This is a genomic window from Cellulomonas soli, from assembly GCF_013409305.1.
Classification (GTDB): domain Bacteria; phylum Actinomycetota; class Actinomycetes; order Actinomycetales; family Cellulomonadaceae; genus Cellulomonas; species Cellulomonas soli.
In genome coordinates this window covers 3,369,000-3,390,571 of the sequence record NZ_JACBZJ010000001.1, presented here as the reverse complement: position 1 = coordinate 3,390,571, position 21,572 = coordinate 3,369,000, and the positions used below count along the sequence as shown (strand labels likewise).

The following is a 21,572-nucleotide window of genomic DNA, read 5'->3' as shown; positions in this document are numbered from 1 at the left end:
CGGGAGAACACCCATGCCCACCCTCATCGCCCTGGCCTACCTCGACGCGCTGCTCACCACCGCACGACACCGCGTCCGCGACCGCGACCAGGTCCACCACGAGACCGGGGCCTCGACCCTGGAGCTCGTCATCATCATCCTGGGCCTGATCGCAGTCGCAGGGGTCCTCGTCGTGGCCCTCACCGCAGCCGTCCAGCGACGCGTCGACCAGATCAACTGACCATGCCCACCGCGACCACCCCGCACCGCGCCCGCCTGCGCGGCGAGCGGGGGTCGGCCACGGTCGAGCTGGCCATCCTGTTCCCCGCACTGCTGCTCCTGGTGACCGCGCTCGTGCAGTACGGGCTGTGGTTCCACGCCCGCTCCATCGCCCTGGCCGCCGCCCAAGAAGGCGTCGCCGCCGCGCGCACGTACAACGCCCCAAGAAGCGACGGGCCCGGCGTGGCCTTGGGGTTCGTGGACCAGCACGGCGGCGGCACCCTCCTGAGCGCGACCGCCATCCTCACCACACCCGGCGCTGGGCAGGTCGAGATCGTCGTCTCCGGGCGCGCCCTGTCCGTGATCCCCGGGGTCGGCGGCGCGACGGTGCGTCAGTCGGCGGCCGGGCCGATCGAGCGCTTTACGCAGGCCCAACCATGAGCCGCCGCCGACGGGACGACCGCGGATCGGCCACGCTCGAGCTGGCGATCCTCGCCCCCGCACTGATCCTGCTGCTCGGTCTGCTGGTGTTCGCCGGCCGCATCCAGGTCGCCACTTCCGCCGTTGAGCAGGCCGCCCGGTCGGCCGCGCGCGCCGCCTCGCTGGCCCGCACCGTCGACGCCGCCCGCACCGCAGCCACCACCGCGGCCACCCGTGAGCTCGCCGACAGCCGCTGCGTCGCGACGAACGTCACCACCGACACCGCAGGGTTCGCCACCCCCGTGGGCACCGACGCCTCGGTGGCGGTGACAGTCACCTGCACGGTGAGCATCGCCGACCTGGCCGTCCCCGGGCTCCCCGGAACCCGCACCATGACCGCCACCGCCCGGTCGCCGCTGGACAGGTACCGATCCCGATGAACTGGCTGCGAGCACGCCTGCAACGGGCCACTGACGCCGAGGCCGGGTCTGTCACGGTCTTCGTGGCCATCAGCACCCTGGGCCTGCTCCTGCTCGTCGGCCTGGTCGCCGACGGCGGCGCCAAGCTGCGCGCCACCCAACGTGCCGACGCCACCGCGGCCGAAGCCGCCCGCGCCGGCGGCCAAGCACTCGACCTGGCCGCAGCCGTCGCCGGCACCCACGACCGCGTCGACCGCGCCGTGGCGACTCGCGCCGCGCAGGCGTACCTCGACACCGCCGGCGCGACCGGCACCGTCACGATCAGCGAGGACCGCACCCGGCTGCTCGTCACCGTCCAAGACGCCGCACCCACCGCGTTCCTCGGGCTGATCGGCATCGACCGGGTCACCGTGACCGGCAGCGCCCAAGCTGCACTCGTTGACGGCATCACCGGAGGTGGACCATGACCGCCACCCTGCCCACCCAACCCAGCACCAGGCGCCTGCGAGACCTTGCCTGGGGGCTCGGGGCCGCGCTCACGCTCCTCGTGTTCGTCGTCGGCGTGCCGGTCGCGCTGCTCGCCCTCGCCCCGCTCTACCTGCCCGACGCGATCCCCACCCCGGGGCAGATCCGTGGGCTCCTGACGGGTCCGGATGACGGGACTTTGCTGCTCGGCGTCCTCGCGCTCATCGCGTGGATCGCATGGGTCGTGTTCAGCGCGAGCGTCCTCCTCGAGGTGATCGCGAGCGCGCGCCGCACGCGCGCACCGCGGCTGCCGCTGCTCGGCGGCGTGCAGAACTCTGCCTCGCGACTCCTCGCGACTGCGGGCATCCTGCTGGCTCTGTCATCGGGAACCATCGCCCGCGCGGCACCCGCACAGGCCACCACGCCACAAGTTCTCGACCAGGCGCGGCACCCGCACTCCGACGCGGCACCCATCACACCAGTACATCTCGAAGCGACGACAGCGCCGGCGGCCGCGGTCGCCCGCGACGAGCCGGCCCTCCCGGTCGTCACCGTGCAGCGCGGCGACACGCTGTGGGGCATCGCCGAACGCCACCTCGGCTCCGGCCCCCGATACACCGAGATCCGCGACCTCAACAGCGGGCGCACTCAACCCGACGGGCGCTCCCTCACCAACGCGGACTGGATTCTGCCCGGCTGGACGCTGCGCCTTCCCGTCGACGCGATCGGCGTGCCTGCCGGGAGCCCGGCGGCGATCGCCGCATCCGCCGCGCCTGTCGCGCAGGCGATCGTCACCGTCCTGCCCGGCGACACCCTCTGGGACATCGCCACCACCCACCTCGGCGACGGCACCCGCTACACGGAGATCGTCGATCTGAACCGCGGCCGCACCCAACCCGACGGGCAGGCACTTACTGACGCCGACCATCTGCAGCCCGGGTGGATCCTGCTGCTCCCCCACCCCCCTGCACCGGCACCCGAAGCCCCCGGGCCGATGCCACCCGCCGCAACGAGCACGACCGCCGAGCCGGCGCCCGAGCAGGGCGCCTCACGCGCCCCGGAGCCACCCGGCAACGTCGACGAACCAGTTCAACAAGGTCAGCCGGCGCCCGAGGGCGAGGTGTCGTCCCCGGCGGCCGAGTCCTCGACCCGGGACTCCGACGCCTCACCGACGATCGAGGATGGCGACGAGACCGAAGGGAGCGACGCGAGCACGCAACGAGCGTGGTTTGTGGGTCTGACTGCGCTGGCCGCCGCAGGACTCGTCGGAGAGCTGACGCGGCGACGACGCCTCCAGCAGCGGGCGCGCCGACTCGGCGAGCACATCCCCCTACCCGAGCGCGCGACGCCAGCCGCTCGCGCCGAGTCCACGCTCCGCTCGGCACCCACACCCGTGAGCATCGACGCCATCAGCACCACCCTGACCAACCTGGGCTGCCGCTGCTACGACGCCGGCCGAGAACTCCCCCGCGTCGGCGCACTACTGCTCGACGAAACGACCCTGACCCTGCTGCTCGTCGAGGACGACCCCGACGCCCTCGCACCGTTCATCGCGAACGACCCACGCACCTGGACGGCCTCGACCGCAGACGTTGCCGCCGAGACGGAGATCGACGACCCGGATCGATGCGTGCCCTACCCCCTGCTGGTGACCCTCGGGCACACCGACGGCGCGACTTTCCTTGTGAACCTCGAGGCCGCCGGCACCCTCGCGATCCTCGGCGACGACACAGCCGCGGACGAGGTCCTGCGCGCCCTCGTGCTCGAGGCCGCCACGTCCGACCTCGCAGGACGCCTATGCGTGTGCATCCCACCCGACGACGAGCTCACCGGCCTGATCGGCGCGTTCGAAGCGCAACGCCTGCGCACCATCCACGAGTCCGACGAACGAGCAAACACGGTCCAGGCGATCGCCGACGCCCTGGCAGCGCAGGGGCTGGACGACACCCTCCAGGCGCGCGGCGACCGGCAGGCCATCGACACCTGGCTCCCCGTGGCCTTCGTCGAACGCACCAACACCGGCCACTCCTGCCAGCCATGGTGCGGCGCCACACTCCTGACCCGACAACCGACCGCCGACGCCACGGCATGGACGCTCACCACGAACCCACAGGGCGACGCCCGCCTCGAGCCGCTCGGCATCACCCTGCAACCCCAACGACTCAACCCCGACCAACTGGCAGCACTGCGCCACACCCTTGAGGTCGCCGTCCCACCCACGCCGACCAACGGGCCACCGACAACCCTCCCGCCCCTCGACGACGAACTGCGCACCATGCGCGACGCACTCCCCGCGCCTCCGGAGCCCCCAGCGCCGGAAGCGACGGTGACCATCCGCGTGCTCGGCCCGATCGAGATCGTCGGACTGCCCGAAGGCCACGGACCGCTCACCCCGCGCATGACCGAGCTGCTCGTCTACCTCGCTCTGCACGGACCGACCACTGGCGCTGACCTCGACGAAGTCCTCTACAACGGCGTGCGGATCCGGCCGGGAACCCGCAACGCGCTGATGTACCGGACCCGACGCCACGTCGGCGAGCACGTACTCCCATTGGCCAGCAGCGACGGGCTCTACAGGCTCGGCGACGCGGTCACGAACGACTGGGACAGGTTCCAGTGCCGGGTGGCCGACGGGGTGCGGGACGACTGCTACGCACCCATCGAGACGCTCACCGAAGCGCTCTCCTACGTGCGCGACCGCCCGTTCCGCGGAATCAGCGGAAGTGCGTACGCCTGGGCCGACTACGACATCCAGCGAATGACCGAGACCATCACCGACGCGGCGACCCTCCTCGCCCGACACCAGCTCGAAGCGAATCGCGCCCGCGACGCACTCGGCTCGGCGCTCCATGCACTTGCGGTCAACCCTTACTCCGAGGACCTCCAGTGCCTGGCCCTCGCTGCTGCCGAGTCGGGCCAAGGAGCCGATCGGGCGGCCGACCTCCGCGAGCGATTCGCGACGCAAGCACTTGAGCTGGAGGCCGACGCCCCCCGCTAGAGGGCCAGCCGCCTCACCTAGCCGGGGCAGCGCAAGTTGCCGATACCGGACGTTCTGTCACCGGACTGCCGGCGGGGCTTCGGGTGAAGATGTGCGAAATGGGCGCGGGCCCGGCTGAAGGTCAACCTAGGGTCTTCCTGTGAGCATGAGCCCTCCCGCCCAGCGACCGTGGTGGCAGCGCCCTGCAAACGCGATCCCGCTCGCCGGCAACACGTTGCTGTTCCTCTTCGGCCTGGTCGGCGGCTTGGGTGGCGCGCTGGTCATGCTCGGCATCGGGCTGCTGCTCGGCGGCCTGTGGCACCTGCTGACCGGGAAGCCTCTGCCTGGTCTGAGGCTGCGAGGGCGCCGGTGGGGCGCTGCCCTGACGGGCCTGGCCTTCGTCGTTACGCTCACCGGGGGCAGCCTGCTGCCCCCCAGCTCTGACACCCCGAACGCACCCGCCGCCTCCACCTCCACCACCCGGACGACGGCGAAGTCCACCGCCACACCCACGCCCACGCCCACGCCGACCGAGGACGTCGAGGACGACGAGGTCAACCTCGCCGCCGCGGACACCAGCACCGGCCTCGACACCACCGCGGGCACCGCAGCCCTCCAGGCCGCGATCGGGCAGAGCGCGCTCGTCGCCCTCGCCGAGCTCACCGTCGACATCCCGACCCACGCGGCCAGCTACGACCGCGACGCCTTCGGGTACCGCGCGTACGACACCGACCACAACGGGTGCGACGTCCGCAACGACGTCCTCGCCCGCGACCTCACCGACGTCACCTACACGTCCGGGAACTGCAAGGTCGCCACCGGCACCCTGAATCCCGACCCCTACTCGGGCAAGACGACAGCGTTCACCTCGGCCGCCTCCACCCTGGACATCGACCACGTCGTCAGCCTCGGAGACGCCTGGATCTCCGGCGCCTGGGCCTGGGACGCCGACACCCAGCACCAGTTCGGCAACGACCCGATGAACACGCTCGCCGTCGACTCCGGCCTCAACAGGGCCAAGTCCAACGACAACGCCGCCCGCTGGCTGCCCCCTAACACGACGTTCGACTGCCAGTACGTCGCCATCCAGATCGGCGTGAAGTACACCTACGGCCTGACGGTCACCCAGGCCGAGAAGGACACCATGGCCTCCGTCCTGGCCGGCTGCCCCGACCAGCCGCTGCCCGAAGGATCCGCACTTCCGACCGCCGTCCAACCCCCGCCAGCCCCCGTCAGCGAGGACACCAGCTCGGCACGCGGGTCGTCAGCCAACCCTCCCGCGGCCGCCGCACCAGCCACCGAGCCCGAGCCCGCAGCTGAGCCGGCACCGGCTGCACCCGCCGCACCCGCACCCGTCGGCAACCCGGGCGACTCCAAGAACTGCGGCGACTTCGCTACCTGGGCCGACGCCAACGCCTGGTTCCAGACCTACCTGCCCGCCTACGGCGACGTCGCGGGACTCGATGCCGACAACGACGGCATCCCCTGCGAGTCACTTCCCGGTGCGCCCTGACCCGCGACCGCCGCGCAAGGCGTCCGTGCACATGGACACTGCTCATCACACGATCGTCCTTCGATGTCACCGTGGTGGTCGGCGCCGTCGCGGCGGCGATCCGGTGGCCAGCAACAGACGCCCAAACGGGCCGTGCAACCGGTTGATCGATGCCGCGCTGGCGTCGGCCGTCATCCAGTCTGGCCTGGTACGACCTCGGGAACATGTCCGCGCGGGGCGCGTCTCGACCTGATCGACCGTTCGATCTAGGCAGTGCCTGCACGAGCCAGAGGACGGTCTCGGACGTCCGCGACACGGATCGCATCACTACTCCGGAAGGACGAAAATCCTTGGCGGCAGTGTCGGCCGGGTGAAAGGTGTCTCTAGGATCTGGCACGCATCTACGCGATGTCACAAAGGGGGCAGCACGTGGGCGACAGCGAGTCCTCCACCAGCAGCGCCGCGGATGCGCGCGTCCTCTTGAGCACCTGGGCGAACGATAACGATGAGTGGGTCCGCGCGATCGTGCGCCGGGTCCTCAGCGCCGGGCGGGCTCTGGTGGACTCCGACGTCGACGAGGTCTACGCCCTGTTCCGTCAGGAGAAGGCCCTTGACAGCCGCACGCTCCCGAAGGAGCCGCTCCTGGCGGTCGCGGCGTCGCCGGCGGAGTCGGATGAGGTCTTGCGCATCACGTCGCTGTCTGAGGTCACGGGTGTCAACGCGCTCGTCTCCGGTGCCGTCATCACTCCGCACGCGGGCCTCACGCTCCTCTACGGTGAGAACGGCACAGGGAAGACGGGGTACTCCCGGCTCTTCAAGACCCTCGCCGGCAGTCGGAACGCGGACCAGATCCTCGGCGACGTCTCCCAGGCGAACACAACGGCACAGAGCGCCCTGATCGCCTACGACCTCGGCGAGACTGGGCACACGTTTCGTTGGTCCGGAGAGACGGGCGGTGTGGCGCCGTTTACCCGCATGTCGATCTTCGACAGTCCGTCGGTCAACGCTCACGTCGACGCCGACCTCGAGTACGTCTACGTGCCCGCGAGCCTGGCGCTGTTCAACCACGTGAACGCCGCCATCCAGGTCATCGAGGCGCGGATCGCCACGGAGCTCGCAGCCCTCGCGACCGGCGCATCGGCGCTGCTGTCCCGGATTCCGCGCGACGCGACCGCATACCCGCTCGTGGAGACGCTCGGTGCGTCCAGCGACCTCGACACGCTGCGGGCGCTGGCTGATGCCTCGGGCGACGTTGACGGGCGGGTCGCGGTCCTGCAGAAAGCCGTCGCGGCGCTGGAGGCGGGCACCCTGTCGACGACCATTAGGGCCCAGCAGCGAGTCGCCCGGGTGTTGGCACAGGCGAGCTCCGTCGCGGCGAGGATCGAGGCGTTCGACATTGACGCGTTCAACACCACGCGGACCACCATCGCGGCCCTCGAGATCGACTACGCGCTCGTCCGCGCGGAGCTGTTCGAGGCAGCCGACCTTCCCGCGACTCCGGACGACACGTGGAAGACGTTCGTCGAGGCCGGTGAGTCCTATCGGCAGCACCTCATCACGGCCGGCGCGCACGATGAGAACCGCTGTCTGTACTGTCGTCAGCCGATCGGCGACCGGGCCCAGGAGCTCGTCGCCAAGTACGCCGACTACCTCGCGGACAAGATCGGCGCCGACATCGCCGAGTCGAGGAAGTCACTCGCGACGGCGACGGGGACCGTCGTGAGCATCGACGCTCCCGAGGTGACCGCGTGGGTCACTGAGTTGGCCGAGCAGACCGAGCAGCCGGACTCCTACGCGCAGGTCGCATCCATCGCGTCCGCACTAGACGCGGTCAAGGCGAGCACCCGAAGCGGCACCGCTGTCGACCACAACCTCACCGCCCGGGTCGCGACGGCTCACGCCGTGCTGACGGCGCGCCTCGCTGAGATCGAGGGCGACGTCGAACGGCTCGAGTCTGAAGACGCCAACCGCGCCGAGGCGCTGCAGACCAAGCGCCGGGAGCTTGTCGAGCTCACCGCCGCGGCCGAGCTCGGACGGTCGTGGGCCCTGATCGACACCAAAGTGAAGAACGCCAAAGAGGCTGACCGGCTCACGGTGCTCGCGCGACCGGCACCGGCGCTGCGCCGCGCCGTCACAGCGCTGTCGAAAACCGCGAGTGACGCGCTCATCAACCAGAGCTTCGCCATCTACTTCGCCGAGGAGTGCGCGTCCCTGCGGGCTCCGTCGCTGAAGGTCGAGTACATCGGGCGGGACGGCACCGCGAAACGCCGCAAGGTCCTCGTCAAGAATCACCGGCCGTCGAAGGTGCTGTCCGAGGGCGAGCAGAAGGTCCTCGCCCTCGCCGACTTCCTCGCCGAGGCCCGCCTGTCCGGGATCTCAGCACCCGTGATCTTCGATGACCCCGTCTCAAGCCTGGATCACCGCCGCATCAACGAGGTCGCCGCGCGGATCGCGAACCTGGCGCAGAGCGCACAGGTGATCGTCTTCACTCACGACATTGCGTTCACGATGACGCTCCTGCACCTCATGGAGGCATCCAAGCGCTGCGTGTACTTCCAGATCGACGACGAGGAAGGCAAGGGACGGGTCACCCGATCCAGCCACCCGCGCTGGGACACCATCGGCGGCCTCAAGAAGAACATCAATGAGACCATCGCCGCCGCCCGCGCCGAAGAGGGTCAGGCCCGCGCCGCCCTGGTCCGTACCGGGTACGGCTGGCTCCGCTCCTGGTGCGAGGTCTTCACGGAGACCGAGCTGCTCCAGGGCGTCACACAGCGGCACCAGCCCGCCGTTCACATGACGCAGCTCGGGAAGATCAAGAGCGGAGCGCTCCCCGTCGCGATCGAGCCGGTCCTCCGCATCTTCGAAGAGGCGTGCCGCTACATCGACTCCCACTCCCAGCCCCTCACGACTCTCGACATCGCACCCACCCTCACGGGACTCGAAGCGCACTGGGAGGAGCTGAAGGCTGCTCGGGACGCGTACCTTCGGGCTGAGGACTAGGTGTTCTGGCTCAGCGGATCGCACCTACTGGCGAGCGCTCACATCTGGTTGGCACAGACCCATATCAAGCGCCGATAAGTTCTCTCATGACATTCCGTAGTCTGCGTATGCCGCTGACCAACGTGTTCACGGGCGCACGGCCAGCCTGCCCCTCCTGCGAGCCGTCCTGGCGTTCTGGGCTGCAGTCGGACGTTCTCCGGTCAGCGTCCAGGTGCGCGGATCCCGCGGAGCACGAGGCCGAGCAGGTACGGGGTGCGTGAGTCGTCGGTCGCGACCGACAGCACGAGCCCGCCGATGAGCTGGATGAGGTCGTGCACGGTCAGGTCGGGGTCGACCTCACCGGCGGCGTGCGCGCGTTCCAGGACGGTGCCGACCGCCGCGTCGATGCGGTCGCGGGTGCGCTGGGCGGACTCGGGGTCCCGTTCGAAGGACTGGATGACCTCGGCGAAGATCGTGCGCTTGGCCTGGGTGAAGGTGACGAACGCGTCGAGCCACTCCGTCAGCGCCTCCCATGGCTGGCGCGTTGCGGCCAGCTCGGCGGCGCGGTCGGCGAGGGCATCGAGGTCCTCGTCGTAGAGGGCCCCGACGAGGTCGATCCGCTTGGGGAAGTTCCGGAAGAGGGTGGCGATCCCGACGCCGGCCCGGCGGGCGACGTCGTCCATGGACGCGTCGTTGGGCTTCTCGGCGAACACCTCCCGGGCCGCGGCGAGCAGCCGCTCGCGGTTGCGGCGAGCGTCGGCGCGCATCGGACGCCCGGTGGGGCTGGTGCGCTGCGGTGGCGGGGCGTCCTGTGCTGCTGGGCTCGGCATGGGGCGACCTCCTCGGTACGGCGACGCAGCCTACGCGGTGTCCGCTGCGCCACACCCGATGGTACCGGAGTTCAACTCCGCTTATAGTGGAGTGTCGCTCCGGTTACGGGAGCGCCCCAGAACCTGAGAGGAACCACCCTGATGAGCAAGATCTGGTTCATCACCGGCACGTCCCGTGGCTTCGGTCGCGAGTGGGCAAGTGCGGCGCTCGAGCGCGGCGACAAGGTCGCGGCCACCGCTCGCGACCTGTCCTCGCTCGCGCCGCTGGTCGCGCGGTACGGCGACCTGGTCCTGCCGCTCGAGCTCGACGTCACCGACCGTGCGGCCGCCTTCGCCGCCGTGCAACGCGCCGCCGAGCACTTCGGCCGAATCGACGTCGTGATCAACAACGCCGGCTACGGCATGTTCGGGATGCTGGAGGAGCTGTCCGAGGCCGAGGCGCGCCAGCAGATCGAGACCAACCTGTTCGGCGCCCTGTGGGTCACCCAGGCCGCGCTGCCGATCATGCGGGCGCAGGGTTCGGGCCACATCGTGCAGGTCTCCTCGATCGGCGGCGTGCTGGCCTTCCCCGAGCTCGGGCTCTATCACGCCTCGAAGTGGGGCCTGGAGGGCTTCAGCAGCTCCCTGGCCCAGGAGGTCGCCGCGTTCGGGATCAAGGTCACCCTGGTCGAGCCGTTCGGGTTCTCCACGGACTGGGCGTTCTCCTCGGCTCAGCACGCCGAGCCGATCAGCTCCTACGACCAGCTGCGCCGGGCAGTGGCGGCGGCGGGTGGTCCCGGCGACCTGGCCGCGCCGTCCTCGACCCGGCATGCGATCCTCACGCTCGTCGATGCCCCGAACCCGCCGCTGCGGCTGTTCCTCGGCAGGGGCCCGGTCGGCCTGGTCCAGGAGGAGTACGCGCGCCGGCTCCAGGAGTGGCAGACGTGGGCCGAGGTGTCCGAGACCGCGGTGGGCGAGTGACCACCGACTCCGCCGCCCCCATCGCACCGGGACGCCCGCTCCGGGACGCCGTACCAGCCGCACCGGCTGCCGGCACGCTGACGCCCGGCACGCCGGTCGTGCTCGGGCTGCTGGTCGTCTCGACGTTCGTGGTCATCCTGAACGAGACGATCATGAACGTCGCCCTGGCGAGCCTGATCGCCGACCTGGGCATCACCGCAGCGACCGCCCAGTGGCTGACCACCGGGTACCTGCTGACCATGGCGATCGTCATCCCGACCTCGGGGTTCATCCTGCAGCGCTTCACCACTCGGCAGGTGTTCCTCACGGCGATGTCCTTGTTCGCTGCCGGCACGCTGATCGCCGCGCTCTCACCCGGGTTCGGGGTGCTCCTGACCGGGCGGATCGTCCAGGCCGCCGGTGCGGCCGTGATGATGCCGCTGCTGATGACCGCGGTCCTGACCATCGTGCCGGCCGGACGGCGCGGGTCGATGATGGGCACGATCTCGATCGTCACCGCCGTCGCCCCCGCGCTCGGCCCGACCCTGTCCGGGGCGATCCTGTCGGCCGCGCACTGGCACGTCCTGTTCTGGACGGTCCTGCCGATCGCGCTGGTGATGGTGGCCCTGGGGGCGTGGCGGCTGAAGAACGTCACCGCGACCGTCCCGGCGCCGCTGGACGCGCCCTCCGTGATCGTCTCGGCGATCGCATTCGGCGCGATCGTCTTCGGCCTGTCGAGCATCGGCGAGGCCACCGGCGGGCACGCCCCGGTGCCGCCGTGGATCGCGTTGGTGGTCGGCGCGGGGTTCCTCGCCTGGTTCATCCACCGCCAGCGGCACCTCGCGCGCGCCGATCGCGCCCTGCTCGACCTGCGCACGTTCGCGACCCCGACGTTCGCCGTGGCGATCGTCGCACTGGCCCTGGTCGTGATGACCCTGTTCGGGACCCTGACGGTGCTGCCGCTCTACCTGCAGGACGTGCTGGGCACCAGCGCCCTGACCACCGGTCTGCTGCTGCTCCCCGGCGGCGTGCTCATGGCGGTGCTGTCCCCGGTGGTCGGCCGCCTCTACGACCGCCTCGGAGCGGGGCCGCTGGTCATCCCCGGCGCGCTGGTCCTGGCCGCCTCGCAGGCGGGCTTCGCGCTGACCCTGGGACCAGGCACCTCCCCGTGGGTCGCGATGGCGCTGTTCACACTCATGCACATCGCTCTGGCGTTCCTGTTCACCCCGCTCATGACGTCCGCGCTCAGCCCGCTGCGGCCCGAGCTGCACTCCCACGGATCGGCCACCTACTCCACCGTCCAGCAGCTCGCCGGCGCGGCCGGCACCGCAGTCCTGGTCGCCCTGATGACGACCAGCGCCGCCGACGGGCCCGGCGCCGGCGAGGCCACCGGCGTCCACGGCGCCTACCTCGGCGCGACCGTGATCGCCGCCCTGGCCGTGGTCGCCGCGCTCGTCCTGGCCGGGACCGACCGCCGCACCCACCGCGCCCTGACCGCCCTGACCGCCCGATGACCAACCCGCGCACCCATCCCGGAGGCTCCACCACCATGACCAGCTCTGGCCAGCTCACCCTCACCAACGGCGTGCAGATTCCCACCCTCGGGTTCGGCACGTGGCAGATCCCGGACGGCGCGGCGGCCTATGACGCGGTTTCCGCGGCTCTGGCGGCCGGGTACCGGCACATCGACACCGCCCGCGCCTACGGCAACGAGTCCTCCGTCGGCCGCGCGATCGCCGACTCCGGCCTGGCCCGCGAGGACGTCTTCGTGACCACCAAGCTGCCCGCCGAGATCAAGGACCACGACGCTGCCGCGACCAGCCTGCAGGAGTCCCTGGCCGCGCTCGGGCTGGCGTACGTCGACCTGTACCTGATCCACGCGCCCTGGCCCTGGGCGCAGATGGGCGCCGACCACGCCACCGGGAACGCCCTGGCATGGGCCGCGATGGAGGGCGCCCACGAACACCGCCTGGCCCGCGCGATCGGCGTGTCCAACTTCGCCGTCTCCGACCTCGAGAAGCTGATCGCGGCTTCCCGCCTGAAGCCGCAGGTCAACCAGATCAAGTTCTACATCGGCAACACCCAGGACGAGATCACCCGCTACTGCCAGACCCACGACATCCTCGTCGAGGGCTTCTCGCCCCTCGCGACCGGGTCGATCCTGTCCAACGCCGACGTGCTGGACGTCGCGCGCACCTACGACCGGTCCGTCGCGCAGCTGTGCATCCGGTACGTGCAGCAGCGCGGAGTCGTCCCCTTGCCGAAGACCACGACGCCGTCACGGATGGTCGAGAACGCCGACCTCGGCTTCACCATCACCGACGAGCACATGGCCCTCCTCGACGGACTGACCGACACGGCGACCGAGCACCACGGTCCCAAGCCTCGCGCCTGACCAACGTGCCCGGGCGGCTCTCGCCGCCCGGGCACTGAGCGTCCTAGTACGACCGACCTTGATACGCAGAGGTGCCAGTACGGTTTACGGGCGCGAATCGAGCGGCGCGGGGCGCGAGCCGATGCGTGCGCCAGGATGCTTGGCACTAGCCTCCAAGCACCGCCGAGCAGTTCGGCGGGGTGAGGGGGCCGGGGTGCTGTACCAAATCCGTCCTGATGGGACGACCCGTTGGGTCGACCACATAGGGAGACAGGACTTCGCCGCGGTCGACGAGCACGGAGGGGATCTCGATCGGCTCGACTGGCTAGCGGCGGAACGTGTGCTGGACACTGAGACCCTTCGACTGGCCATTCGCTTCGGACGCGTGAGCCGAGTGGGACTGATCGTGGACGCTGGTGACCTCGTCGTCCTTGATCAGCCTCGCCGAGTGCGCGAGGCCCACGCCGCCGCGACGGCTCACCGCCCGGCGCAGCGTCAGGTGATTGCCAAGCTTGAACAGATACTCCCTGGCAGCACCGAGGCCGAGGACGTCACGAACGCCTCCGTCGACGCTTCCACTGCGAACACGTTGTCCGAACTTGACGCGAAGCTCCAGGAGACCTGGCGAGTAGCCCCGGAGCTCGCCTTGGTGCGGCACTGGCTCGACCTGGGCGGGACTCTGCCCGACCTGCTCTGACCAACTCGAAGGTCGCTGGGATGCGAGCGAACGAGCCGCAAGCCGCGACGGCCGACGAGCACTTCCTCGCGAGGGGCTACCCCTCGTCGAGGGTCACGTATTGGACCATGAGGTATTCGATCTCAGTCCCGGTGATCACGACGCGCACCCACTCCTGCGGCATCTCCTGTGACTTGCGGTTCGAGATTCGGGACAGTGGCGGTCCAAGGACTAGTTCCCGATCGGCGACTTCTAGGTCTGCACTGAACCCTTCGACGAGCCCCGACCAGATCTCGCCGCTCTTGAGCCGCGCCCGAACGAGCACACGGGAATCGGGAGTCTTCTGGTCTCGCAGCGACAGAGTCCACAACGAGTCAGCGACGATGTTCGTCTCCGAGCTGCGGCGCCTGAGCCACTGCACGAGCCAGGCGAGCGCCAGTGCCACGCCCACCTGGACGGCGACGGTTGCTCCGAGCCGTGCCGGATCGACCCTCACCGCTCCTGCTCCTGCGCGCAAGGCCTCGGCAGGCGACGCGAACACGGCTGGAAGAAGCAGCGACGCCAGGTAGGTGAACGGCAGGGCTGCGCTCGCTAGCAGAACCGACGCAAGTGCTGTGCGACCGGCTTCGCGGAACGCACTCTCCTTCACCGTAGCCCGGTACCGATCCTCCCGAAGGTCGTACAGCAGGCCGGGTGCGGCGAAGAGGAAGAAGAGCAGGATCCCCAGCCAGTTCTCCGTGATCAACTAGTCAACGTCCGGGTCGCTGGTTCCGGTGTTCTGAGGGAGCACCTGACCGGTCGGTGGGCGCAACGGCATGTTGACCACATCGATGCCCTTCTCTTCCAACTTCCTCGGGGGACGGGATCCCTCGTCGTGCTCGGCGCTCGGCTTCTGAGACATGGCGAACCTCCGTTGGTCGACAGCAACGAGTACATGCTTGCAGGAGTTCACCTGCACGTGGGGCGGCTCCCCCCGGATCTCGTGCGTCTCGATTCCTTGGAAGTGGGACGCTCGCCGGTCGCCCCTCCCCCCGGCGCGTTCCGGGCGGTGAGTCGTGTTCCAGAAGCCCTCGCACAACCCACATCGCGCAACCGTGTCGTGTGGGTGACTTCCGATAAGAACGCGCGCGTAGCCTGACCCGGTCTCCCGGACAGCTTGATCTTGACCCGGTTCGACGGACCTGCGGGTGAGGTGACCATGGCTGCTTCGTCCGAGAGGATGGATCATGCCGAGGCCGTATCCGCCGCAGTTTCGCCGCCGCGCACTCGATCTTGTCGAGTCCGGTCGCACCCTTCGTGACGTGGCAGCCTCGCTCGGCATCGCCGAGTCCGCGCTGCACCGGTGGCGTCAGCGCGACCTGGTCGACCGCGGGCTGAAGCTCGGCCCCTCCTCGAGCGAGAGTGCCGAGCTCGCCTCGGCGCACGCCCGGATCCGGGACCTGGAGGAAGAGGTCAAGATCCTGCGTAAGGCCGCCGCTGCGGTCGAGGCGGTGGTGCCCCCAAAAGAGCGGTTCCGCCTCGTGGCGGAACTGCACGGTGACGGTGTCCGGGTCGTCCGCGCCTGCCTGATGCTGGGAGTGTCCCGCTCCGGCTACTACGACTGGGCCTCGCGTGCTCCGTCTGCCCGCGCGATCCGACACGCCTGGCTCGGCGATCAGATCGCCGCGATCCACGCCGCCTCCCACGGCACCTACGGGCGCCTGCGGGTGCACGCCGAACTCGTGCACGCCGGCGGCGTGGTCGTCGGGCACAACACCGTCGGACTGCTCATGCGTCGCGCACAGCTGGCCGGCCTGCCCACACACCGCAGAGGCAAACGCTCCCGACGCGAGATCACCGTGACCGACCTGGTGCGCCGCGACTTCCACCGGACCGGGCCGAACCAACTCTGGGTCACCGACATCACCGAACACCCCACCCGTGAAGGCAAGCTCTACTGCTGCGTCGTCATCGACACCTACTCCAGGCGCGTGGTCGGCTGGGCCATCGACTCCCGGCAACGCGCCGACCTGGCCACCAACGCCCTGGGGATGGCAATCGACTCGCGCACGCCATCACCAGGAACGATCATCCACGGCGACCACGGCCCGCAGTTCACCTCCTGGGCGTTCACCGAACGCGCCCGCCGCGCCGGGCTGCTGCCCTCCCTGGGGACCGTGGGCGACCCGTATGACAACGCGGTGGTCGAGTCGTTCTGGGGACGCATGCAGACCGAACTGCTGAACCGCCGACGCTGGAACACCCGAGTCGAGCTCGCCAACGCGATCTTCGAGTACATCGAGGGCTTCCACAACCGCCGCCGACGCCACTCCGCACTTGGCTGGAACAACCCCGTAGAGTTCGAAAACACCACCCGCCAGCAGCCCACGGCTCCTCACCGCTGAGTCCGTCGAACCGGGTCAGGATCAGCTGCGGTTGGTTGATGATGCCGCCGCGCTAGCGGTGGTGTGAAGGTCCTCGAACTCGTTCGGGGACTGGTAGCCGAGCCTGGAGTGGCGCCGGACGGGGTTGTAGAAGCCCTCGATCCACCCGAAGACCACCGAGGCGAGCTCCTCGCGGTTGGCCCAGGCGCGACGGTCGAGGAGTTCGCGCTGCAGGCTCGACCAGGTCGACTCCATCGTCGTGTTGTCCACGCTCGAGGCGACCCGGCCCATCGATCCGAGTGGGCCGGCCTAACGTGGCCGGTGCCCGAAGATCCAGGCCGGACCTGGCACCCGCCACATTCGGAACGGCTGAGCACTCACCCGGTCAGTTTCTTCAGCCCCTTGCGCGCCTCGTTCCGCACCCAGGCACGGCTGTCACCGAGCTTCGACTCGAAGGCTGGCCGCGCCGCGGGATCCCCGAGCTTCGCCAGCGCCTTCACGGCCTGCCCATCGACGTCCGGGTCCTCGACCAGGCCGAGCAGCACGTCGACGGCCTGAGGGTTCTTTGACTTGGCCAACCCCAGCACGATCATTTGCCGCGCCTTGCCGTACCGCTCGTCGACGGCTAGCTCAACGAAGGCACCGAAGTCAGCATCGTCGAACAGCACCTCCAGTGCGTTGCCCATCGTCCAGCGCAACCCCGTGCCGGTTGGATCGACTCGCGCGTCAACCGCGCGGAACTCGTCGATTACCGCCCGCGTTGCAGCGGGATTGGCCCACGGCACCGACAGCGTCCGAACGAGTTCACCCTGGAGCTTCGGATCGCTCGCACGACCGAGCCAATCGACCAGGACCGGGATCGCCTTGCGATACCGGACACCGGACAGCCGCAGGTCCGCCAGCGAGCCCATCTCGAATCCAACCGCAGCAAGGTCGACCAAGATCGGCTCCTCGCCAGGGACAGGCGCCGCCGAGCACATCAGGGCAGACTCCTGATCAAGTTGATCTGGCCAGCACTGACCGCGTCCTGCAGTGGCCCCGAGAGCGTCGTCGAGTCGCGGACGTACAGGTTGAACCCCATGCCCTCCTGCTCGGCATAGGCAGCGAAGTCGCGCAACTGGTTCGTGTAGCTCAGGTTTGCGACGTTCTTCACCTCGCCCAGAGCCGTGCTCGTCAACTCGTCCGGGATCCGATAGGACGCCGTGCCACTCAACGACGGGATGCGCTGAGTGTTCTTGATGATACCGGCTGCCTGCTCACCAGCAGCGCCAGCAGCCCGCACCCCCACCATTCCGTCAACCGCGGCGTTCGCTGCGAGGAGTTCCTCCGCCGACGTCGCCCCGACGCCCAGGGCGGTGGTCGAGGGTGCACTTCGGGTGGAGAGTTGCGCCAGGCCTGCCGCGCCCTCTGCAGCAGCCGGTCCGCGCACAGCAAGGGACCGCACCGCCGACACCGGCCGCATCGTGATGATCTCGAGGGCCAGGGCTGTCGCTTCGGCCCAGCGGGTGGTGTAGGTCCCGGCGCAGACGTCGATGAAGTCGCCCGCGCCGAGTTCCGCGCGCGCCCCTGGCCGTGGCGAGCTACACCATCGACCGCACCCTGCCGGCCGACCTGCGCGCCGCTCTGCCAAGCAGCGCCGACCTCGCCCAGCTCATCCCCGCCTGCCCGGACGAGGCCCCGGGCGTGCGACCGCGGGGTTGAGCCGGTCCGCGCTGTGGCGAGGGCCGGGGTGTCACAGCGGGCCCCCTGTGGGTGGTCAGCGCGTGTCGTGTTCGACTGTCCATCACACGAGCGTTGCCACGCTCGTCGGTCTCGAGGAAGCTGCCGGGTCGAGCGGCACGCTGGCGAGGCTCACCGGTTCTCGTAGGCCTCCAGGACGCGAGCAGGGATGCGGCCCCGGTCGCTGACGTGGTGCCCGTTGGCGGCCGCCCACGCCCTGACCTGAGCCGACCGCTCCTGGTCCGGGCGCTCGCCCGTGCGAGGCGCGCTCGGCCGGGTCCGACGTCCGGCAGTGATGTAGGTCTGCAGCACGCGCAGGAACTCCTCCCTGTGCGCGTCGCTCAGGTCCACCTCGTACGTGGTGCCCTGCCAGCTGAACCCGACGGTCGTCGCGCCTTCGCTGCCGTCCAGGTCGTCGGTGATGATCACACGGGTCGTCGTCGCCATGCCGGCGATCTTCCCGCACCCGCCGTTCCCGCGCGCGATGCCCCACCATCCGGTGTCCTGCTCATGGGTCCGTTTCGGGGTGCGTGCTGCAGAACTGCTCGTAGCGCTCGAGGGCTTTGAGGTGGGCGTGGTCGGCGAGGAACAGTCGGCGCAGCACCGGCTTGTGGTCCGGTGACATGCCGGGCATCCGTTCGACCTGCTCGTGCGCGAACTCCAGTGCGGCGGCGGCCTTGTCGACCGCTGCGCGCAGCTGCTGCTCCTTCTGCTCCCACTCCTCCATCAGGTCTCCCCCGCCATCGTCTCCGACCTCGCCCTGCACGGCGAGCGGCCGTCCGCGCCAGCCGGAACAAAGGGGTCGAAGTGGGACATTCGACATCCTTGGCGGGTGAATTCGCGGGTCTGGGTGAACGGATCTTCTGATTTGGCTCATATGGTGTTGGGAAAGACGATTCAGACAGGCGATGGAAACGGTGAGCAGGGAGTTCGTTCAGGTGGTCCGTCGTGCCCAGGTCCTCAGCGACCTGCGCGGTGCGCGGTTCGACCTGTCGTTGGCCGAGCGCGGTGAGGCCTACTCGGCGGTGAATCTGGCGATCAGCGAGCAGGTGGGCGACGTGCCGCAGTTCTCCGTGCGCTACGCCGAGCTGTGGGACCGTCTGCGCCCTGAGGTCCAGGCACGCGCAGACGCCGCTCTCCGCCTCACCAAGACCGGCACGCGCGGACGCGGCGCCCGCCGGGCGGCCGCGATCCGGCTCGCCTCCTGAGAGGGCTCAGGGTGACCTGGCCTCGGGCACGGGCAGCCTCGGGGGTGGCGGCGCGCACGGATCGGGTTGCGCTCAGATCCCGGTCCGGCCGCCAGAGCGGCTGATCAGGCACCGCCGGGTCGTACCCCTGACCCTGACGACGTGGCACGCGCTGTGTCGCGCCCTGAGGCACCGAACGTCTGCGACCTCAGCCCTCAGTTGCGCCACCGCGAGGCGGGGGTGGCGACGTCGTGCACGCGCACGCCGTCTCGTCCTGCCTGCTTGGCCTGGTAGAGCGCGACGTCGGCCGCGGCGAGGGCGGCCGCGGGTGGCAGGTCGGTCGTCACCCGCGAGACCCCGGCAGAGAACGTCACCCCGCCGTGACGTCCGGTCCAGTCCTCGCGTACCACCGCCAGGACGTCGAGCACCTGCAGGGCTGAGGACTGGGGGCAGACGATCACGAACTCCTCCCCTCCGTACCGGGCGACGAAGTCACGCCGACGCACCGCCAGCTCCAGCGTGCGGGCGAACTCCTTGAGGACCGCGTCCCCGGCGGTGTGCCCGCAGGCGTCGTTGATCTGCTTGAAGTGGTCCAGGTCCAAGATCGCGACCGCGTCGCCCGGCTCGAGGGCCTCCAGCTGCTCGGACAGGGCGCGCCGGTTGGCCAGCCGGGTCAGCGGATCCGTGCGGGCATCGACTTCCAGCCGCCGGGTCAGCCGCCGCAGATGGGCGACCGTCAGGGACAGCACCTGCCCGATCACCAGCCAGGTGAACACCGCGATCGCCACCCGCACCCAGGTCGTGGCGCGGAACACGGTCATCAACGACAGGTAGGCCGCCACCGCGAACGGGACGAGCGCGAGGGTGGCCCGGGCGCGGTGGAACAGCCCGGTGAACACGAAGCACACCGGGATCAGGCTGGCGAACGCCACGCTGACGTCCTGCGCCATCAACCCGACCACACCCAGGGCTGCCAGCACCGTCAACGGGAACGCGATGCTCGCCGCCGGGTGCCGCTGCCACGGCACGCGCAAGCTCGCGGCGCACGCACCGAGCAGGACGGCGCTGAGGGTGCCGACCACGGCCCACGAATGGGAGTCCAGGGACAGGAACGCCGACCCGGCGAGCATCGCGAACGCGGTCGCCACCAGCAGCCCCCGACCGAACGCAGGAGCCGCCACGTCCGTACCCAACCAGGACGGCGCCCCGTCACCCGTGCCGTTCCGGGGCCGGTGGCCGCCCTGCGCCGAGGGCACGTCACGGTCGCTGTTCACGCCCACCTATCGGCACAAGGGACGGACATCGACAGCGGCCGGCCGTGACACGTAGGTCACAGCACCGTCCACGATCTGCGGGGACTGCCGAGCAGGCGCAGGTCAGGGCCGCTCGCGGCCCTCGTCGGCGACCCGCAGGATCGTGGCGATGTCCTCGGCCAGGCTCAGCGCCGAGGAGTCTGCGGCGTGCGGCAGCGCGGCACGGGCGCTGATGCCCAGCAGGGCACCCGCGCTCTCGCACTGCCGGTTCAAGGCGGCGTCGATGACAGCGGGCTCGACCTGGTAGCCGAGCTCGGCCAGGTGCCTCTCGGCCAGGGTTGCCAGCAGGCCGAAGTGTGCGGTGCGCCGCGTGATCGCCATGAGCCCTCTCGTCCTCCTCTGCCGGTCGGGGCCCACCCCGGACCGCGCCCCAGGGGGCGTCTGGGCGGCGCAGAGGACCCGTCGCACCACAGCGGGCCAGGGTCGACCCGCTCCGGGCGGCTTCGACCTCAGATCCCATCGGTCACCCACGGTCCGTCCTGAAGACCGCCGGTGCCGGGAACGAGAACTCACCCGGTGCACGCTGCGCGCACCGACCGGTCAGGGTCGGTGCGCGCTCTCGTAGGCGGTCAGGATCGTCCTGGGGATGGCGCCGCGATCGCTGACCCGCAGCCCGTGCTCGCTGGCCCAGCAGCGGATCAGCTGGTTCTCGGTGCGGCTGTGGTCGCGTCGTGGCGGCGCCGGGTCAGGTCGCCTGCCCGCAGCCAGGTACGGGGCGAGAACCTCCTGAAGGACCTGACTGTGGGCGTCACTGAGGTCGATCTGGACGGTGTGATCGTCCAGGCGCACCGTGTGCGTCCGGGTCGCACCAGAACCGTCGAGATCATCGACGAGGGTGAGCAGCACTCTTCGCCCCACCCTCGACATCGTGGCACCGCACCTCGACGGACGCCCGCGGTCAAGTCAGGCGCCCGCGAAGTTCGCCCGGACCCAGGCTCAGACTGCGGCCCCGCCCGAGCTTGCGATCGCTAGTCTCGCTGTAGGTCTTGTCGGCGCCTGGTGGCCCCCTACCCGGCGCCGGCAAGGCCGCTCACGTCCCTGAATTCGATGGTCTCGCACCACGGCTGCACGCACCCGATCGACCCTCGTCCGCACTGCCGGCCCCGGCCTCAGGGTGTCGGCGCCATCGGTTGCCGCGAGACCGCAACGGCGTGGTACGCCGGCCGGCGGGACGATCGCGACGGCCCCGGCGCCAGCACGCGCGTGAGGCCTGGGACG

The 21,572-nt window shown here is 70.0% G+C and carries 23 protein-coding genes; 13 read left to right on the top strand and 10 right to left on the bottom strand.

What is annotated here, in order from left to right; genetic code table 11:
- Window positions 1–13 precede the first annotated feature (13 nt).
- From BKA22_RS15415 to BKA22_RS15385, 7 genes are all read left to right on the top strand, one after another.
- Complete coding sequence (locus BKA22_RS15415; RefSeq protein WP_146951641.1) at window positions 14–220, top strand: hypothetical protein; 207 nt, start codon at window positions 14–16, stop codon at window positions 218–220.
- Window positions 221–222: 2 nt separating this feature from the next.
- Window positions 223–639 (top strand): TadE/TadG family type IV pilus assembly protein, encoded by a 417-nt coding sequence (locus BKA22_RS15410; RefSeq protein WP_146951640.1) that lies wholly within the window; start codon window positions 223–225, stop codon window positions 637–639.
- A complete protein-coding gene (locus tag BKA22_RS15405; RefSeq protein ID WP_146951639.1) occupies window positions 636–1,058 on the top strand; it encodes a TadE/TadG family type IV pilus assembly protein in 423 nt (140 codons plus the stop codon). Before BKA22_RS15410 ends, BKA22_RS15405 begins: the two co-directional genes overlap by 4 nt.
- Window positions 1,055–1,504 carry a hypothetical protein gene (locus BKA22_RS15400; RefSeq protein WP_146951638.1) on the top strand — a complete coding sequence of 150 codons (450 nt, stop codon included), beginning with the start codon at window positions 1,055–1,057 and terminating at the stop codon, window positions 1,502–1,504. Before BKA22_RS15405 ends, BKA22_RS15400 begins: the two co-directional genes overlap by 4 nt.
- Window positions 1,501–4,500, top strand: coding sequence for an AfsR/SARP family transcriptional regulator (locus tag BKA22_RS15395; protein WP_179561813.1), 3,000 nt, complete (start codon window positions 1,501–1,503; stop codon window positions 4,498–4,500). The genes BKA22_RS15400 and BKA22_RS15395 overlap by 4 nt, the downstream gene beginning before the upstream one ends.
- Window positions 4,501–4,645: 145 nt before the next feature.
- Window positions 4,646–5,992 (top strand): GmrSD restriction endonuclease domain-containing protein, encoded by a 1,347-nt coding sequence (locus tag BKA22_RS15390; RefSeq protein ID WP_223203457.1) that lies wholly within the window; start codon window positions 4,646–4,648, stop codon window positions 5,990–5,992.
- A 408-nt stretch (window positions 5,993–6,400) separates the two neighbouring features.
- The gene (locus tag BKA22_RS15385) at window positions 6,401–8,974 is read left to right on the top strand and encodes an AAA family ATPase (protein WP_223203421.1); all 2,574 of its coding nucleotides are present in this window, start codon (window positions 6,401–6,403) and stop codon (window positions 8,972–8,974) included.
- A gap of 200 nt (window positions 8,975–9,174) precedes the next feature.
- On the opposite strand, the gene BKA22_RS15380 is transcribed toward BKA22_RS15385, so the two are convergent.
- Complete coding sequence (locus tag BKA22_RS15380) at window positions 9,175–9,783, bottom strand: TetR/AcrR family transcriptional regulator (protein WP_146951634.1); 609 nt, start codon at window positions 9,781–9,783, stop codon at window positions 9,175–9,177.
- Window positions 9,784–9,924: 141 nt separating this feature from the next.
- Between BKA22_RS15380 and BKA22_RS15375 the strand changes: the two genes are divergently transcribed.
- The 4 genes from BKA22_RS15375 (at window position 9,925) to BKA22_RS15360 (ending at window position 13,793) form a co-directional block, all read left to right on the top strand.
- A complete protein-coding gene (locus BKA22_RS15375) occupies window positions 9,925–10,743 on the top strand; it encodes an SDR family NAD(P)-dependent oxidoreductase (protein ID WP_218866695.1) in 819 nt (272 codons plus the stop codon).
- Window positions 10,740–12,236 carry a DHA2 family efflux MFS transporter permease subunit gene (locus BKA22_RS15370; protein WP_223203420.1) on the top strand — a complete coding sequence of 499 codons (1,497 nt, stop codon included), beginning with the start codon at window positions 10,740–10,742 and terminating at the stop codon, window positions 12,234–12,236. Before BKA22_RS15375 ends, BKA22_RS15370 begins: the two co-directional genes overlap by 4 nt.
- A 35-nt stretch (window positions 12,237–12,271) precedes the next feature.
- Window positions 12,272–13,117 carry an aldo/keto reductase gene (locus tag BKA22_RS15365; RefSeq protein WP_146951630.1) on the top strand — a complete coding sequence of 282 codons (846 nt, stop codon included), beginning with the start codon at window positions 12,272–12,274 and terminating at the stop codon, window positions 13,115–13,117.
- A 193-nt stretch (window positions 13,118–13,310) separates the two neighbouring features.
- Window positions 13,311–13,793 carry a hypothetical protein gene (locus BKA22_RS15360; RefSeq protein ID WP_146951628.1) on the top strand — a complete coding sequence of 161 codons (483 nt, stop codon included), beginning with the start codon at window positions 13,311–13,313 and terminating at the stop codon, window positions 13,791–13,793.
- A 76-nt stretch (window positions 13,794–13,869) separates the two neighbouring features.
- Here the strand turns inward: BKA22_RS15360 and BKA22_RS15355 are convergent, their stop codons facing one another.
- Complete coding sequence (locus BKA22_RS15355; protein WP_146951626.1) at window positions 13,870–14,517, bottom strand: DUF6338 family protein; 648 nt, start codon at window positions 14,515–14,517, stop codon at window positions 13,870–13,872.
- Window positions 14,518–14,998: 481 nt separating this feature from the next.
- Here BKA22_RS15355 and BKA22_RS15350 point away from each other — a divergent pair, with 481 nt between their 5' ends.
- Window positions 14,999–16,156, top strand: coding sequence for an IS3 family transposase (locus BKA22_RS15350; protein WP_146951623.1), 1,158 nt, complete (start codon window positions 14,999–15,001; stop codon window positions 16,154–16,156).
- 21 nt (window positions 16,157–16,177) lie between these two features.
- Here the strand turns inward: BKA22_RS15350 and BKA22_RS15345 are convergent, their stop codons facing one another.
- The 5 genes from BKA22_RS15345 to BKA22_RS15325 form a co-directional block, all read right to left on the bottom strand.
- Entirely contained in the window at window positions 16,178–16,426 is a 249-nt protein-coding gene (locus BKA22_RS15345) for an integrase core domain-containing protein (RefSeq protein ID WP_146951621.1), read from the bottom strand.
- An 86-nt stretch (window positions 16,427–16,512) separates the two neighbouring features.
- Entirely contained in the window at window positions 16,513–17,076 is a 564-nt protein-coding gene (locus BKA22_RS15340; RefSeq protein WP_179561812.1) for a HEAT repeat domain-containing protein, read from the bottom strand.
- A 38-nt stretch (window positions 17,077–17,114) separates the two neighbouring features.
- A complete protein-coding gene (locus BKA22_RS15335; RefSeq protein ID WP_146951618.1) occupies window positions 17,115–17,765 on the bottom strand; it encodes a putative toxin in 651 nt (216 codons plus the stop codon).
- Window positions 17,766–17,986: 221 nt separating this feature from the next.
- The gene (locus tag BKA22_RS15330; RefSeq protein ID WP_146951616.1) at window positions 17,987–18,301 is read right to left on the bottom strand and encodes a histone-like nucleoid-structuring protein Lsr2; all 315 of its coding nucleotides are present in this window, start codon (window positions 18,299–18,301) and stop codon (window positions 17,987–17,989) included.
- A gap of 61 nt (window positions 18,302–18,362) precedes the next feature.
- On the bottom strand, window positions 18,363–18,581 hold the full coding sequence (locus tag BKA22_RS15325; RefSeq protein ID WP_146951614.1) for a hypothetical protein: 219 nt from the start codon (window positions 18,579–18,581) through the stop codon (window positions 18,363–18,365).
- Window positions 18,582–18,771: 190 nt separating this feature from the next.
- Here BKA22_RS15325 and BKA22_RS15320 point away from each other — a divergent pair, with 190 nt between their 5' ends.
- Window positions 18,772–19,062 (top strand): hypothetical protein, encoded by a 291-nt coding sequence (locus BKA22_RS15320; RefSeq protein WP_146951612.1) that lies wholly within the window; start codon window positions 18,772–18,774, stop codon window positions 19,060–19,062.
- Window positions 19,063–19,256: 194 nt separating this feature from the next.
- Here the strand turns inward: BKA22_RS15320 and BKA22_RS20435 are convergent, their stop codons facing one another.
- The 3 genes from BKA22_RS20435 to BKA22_RS15305 form a co-directional block, all read right to left on the bottom strand.
- Window positions 19,257–20,315: a GGDEF domain-containing protein gene (locus BKA22_RS20435; protein WP_146951610.1), complete on the bottom strand. Its 1,059-nt coding sequence runs from the start codon at window positions 20,313–20,315 to the stop codon at window positions 19,257–19,259.
- A gap of 102 nt (window positions 20,316–20,417) precedes the next feature.
- Window positions 20,418–20,675: a hypothetical protein gene (locus BKA22_RS15310; RefSeq protein WP_146951609.1), complete on the bottom strand. Its 258-nt coding sequence runs from the start codon at window positions 20,673–20,675 to the stop codon at window positions 20,418–20,420.
- A gap of 219 nt (window positions 20,676–20,894) precedes the next feature.
- On the bottom strand, window positions 20,895–21,200 hold the full coding sequence (locus BKA22_RS15305) for a histone-like nucleoid-structuring protein Lsr2 (RefSeq protein ID WP_218866693.1): 306 nt from the start codon (window positions 21,198–21,200) through the stop codon (window positions 20,895–20,897).
- Window positions 21,201–21,572 lie beyond the last annotated feature (372 nt).

Bases quoted from the DNA above. Each gene is read 5' to 3' on its own strand.
- BKA22_RS15415 (WP_146951641.1), top strand. From the start codon at position 14: ATGCCCACCCTCATCGCCCTGGCCTACCTCGACGCGCTGCTCACCACC.
- BKA22_RS15410 (WP_146951640.1), top strand. From the start codon at position 223: ATGCCCACCGCGACCACCCCGCACCGCGCCCGCCTGCGCGGCGAGCGG.
- BKA22_RS15405 (WP_146951639.1), top strand. From the start codon at position 636: ATGAGCCGCCGCCGACGGGACGACCGCGGATCGGCCACGCTCGAGCTG.
- BKA22_RS15400 (WP_146951638.1), top strand. From the start codon at position 1,055: ATGAACTGGCTGCGAGCACGCCTGCAACGGGCCACTGACGCCGAGGCC.
- BKA22_RS15395 (WP_179561813.1), top strand. From the start codon at position 1,501: ATGACCGCCACCCTGCCCACCCAACCCAGCACCAGGCGCCTGCGAGAC.
- BKA22_RS15390 (WP_223203457.1), top strand. From the start codon at position 4,646: ATGAGCCCTCCCGCCCAGCGACCGTGGTGGCAGCGCCCTGCAAACGCG.
- BKA22_RS15380 (WP_146951634.1), bottom strand. From the start codon at position 9,783: ATGCCGAGCCCAGCAGCACAGGACGCCCCGCCACCGCAGCGCACCAGC.
- BKA22_RS15375 (WP_218866695.1), top strand. From the start codon at position 9,925: ATGAGCAAGATCTGGTTCATCACCGGCACGTCCCGTGGCTTCGGTCGC.
- BKA22_RS15365 (WP_146951630.1), top strand. From the start codon at position 12,272: ATGACCAGCTCTGGCCAGCTCACCCTCACCAACGGCGTGCAGATTCCC.
- BKA22_RS15350 (WP_146951623.1), top strand. From the start codon at position 14,999: ATGCCGAGGCCGTATCCGCCGCAGTTTCGCCGCCGCGCACTCGATCTT.
- BKA22_RS15345 (WP_146951621.1), bottom strand. From the start codon at position 16,426: ATGGGCCGGGTCGCCTCGAGCGTGGACAACACGACGATGGAGTCGACC.
- BKA22_RS15330 (WP_146951616.1), bottom strand. From the start codon at position 18,301: ATGGCGACGACGACCCGTGTGATCATCACCGACGACCTGGACGGCAGC.
- BKA22_RS15325 (WP_146951614.1), bottom strand. From the start codon at position 18,581: ATGGAGGAGTGGGAGCAGAAGGAGCAGCAGCTGCGCGCAGCGGTCGAC.
- BKA22_RS15310 (WP_146951609.1), bottom strand. From the start codon at position 20,675: ATGGCGATCACGCGGCGCACCGCACACTTCGGCCTGCTGGCAACCCTG.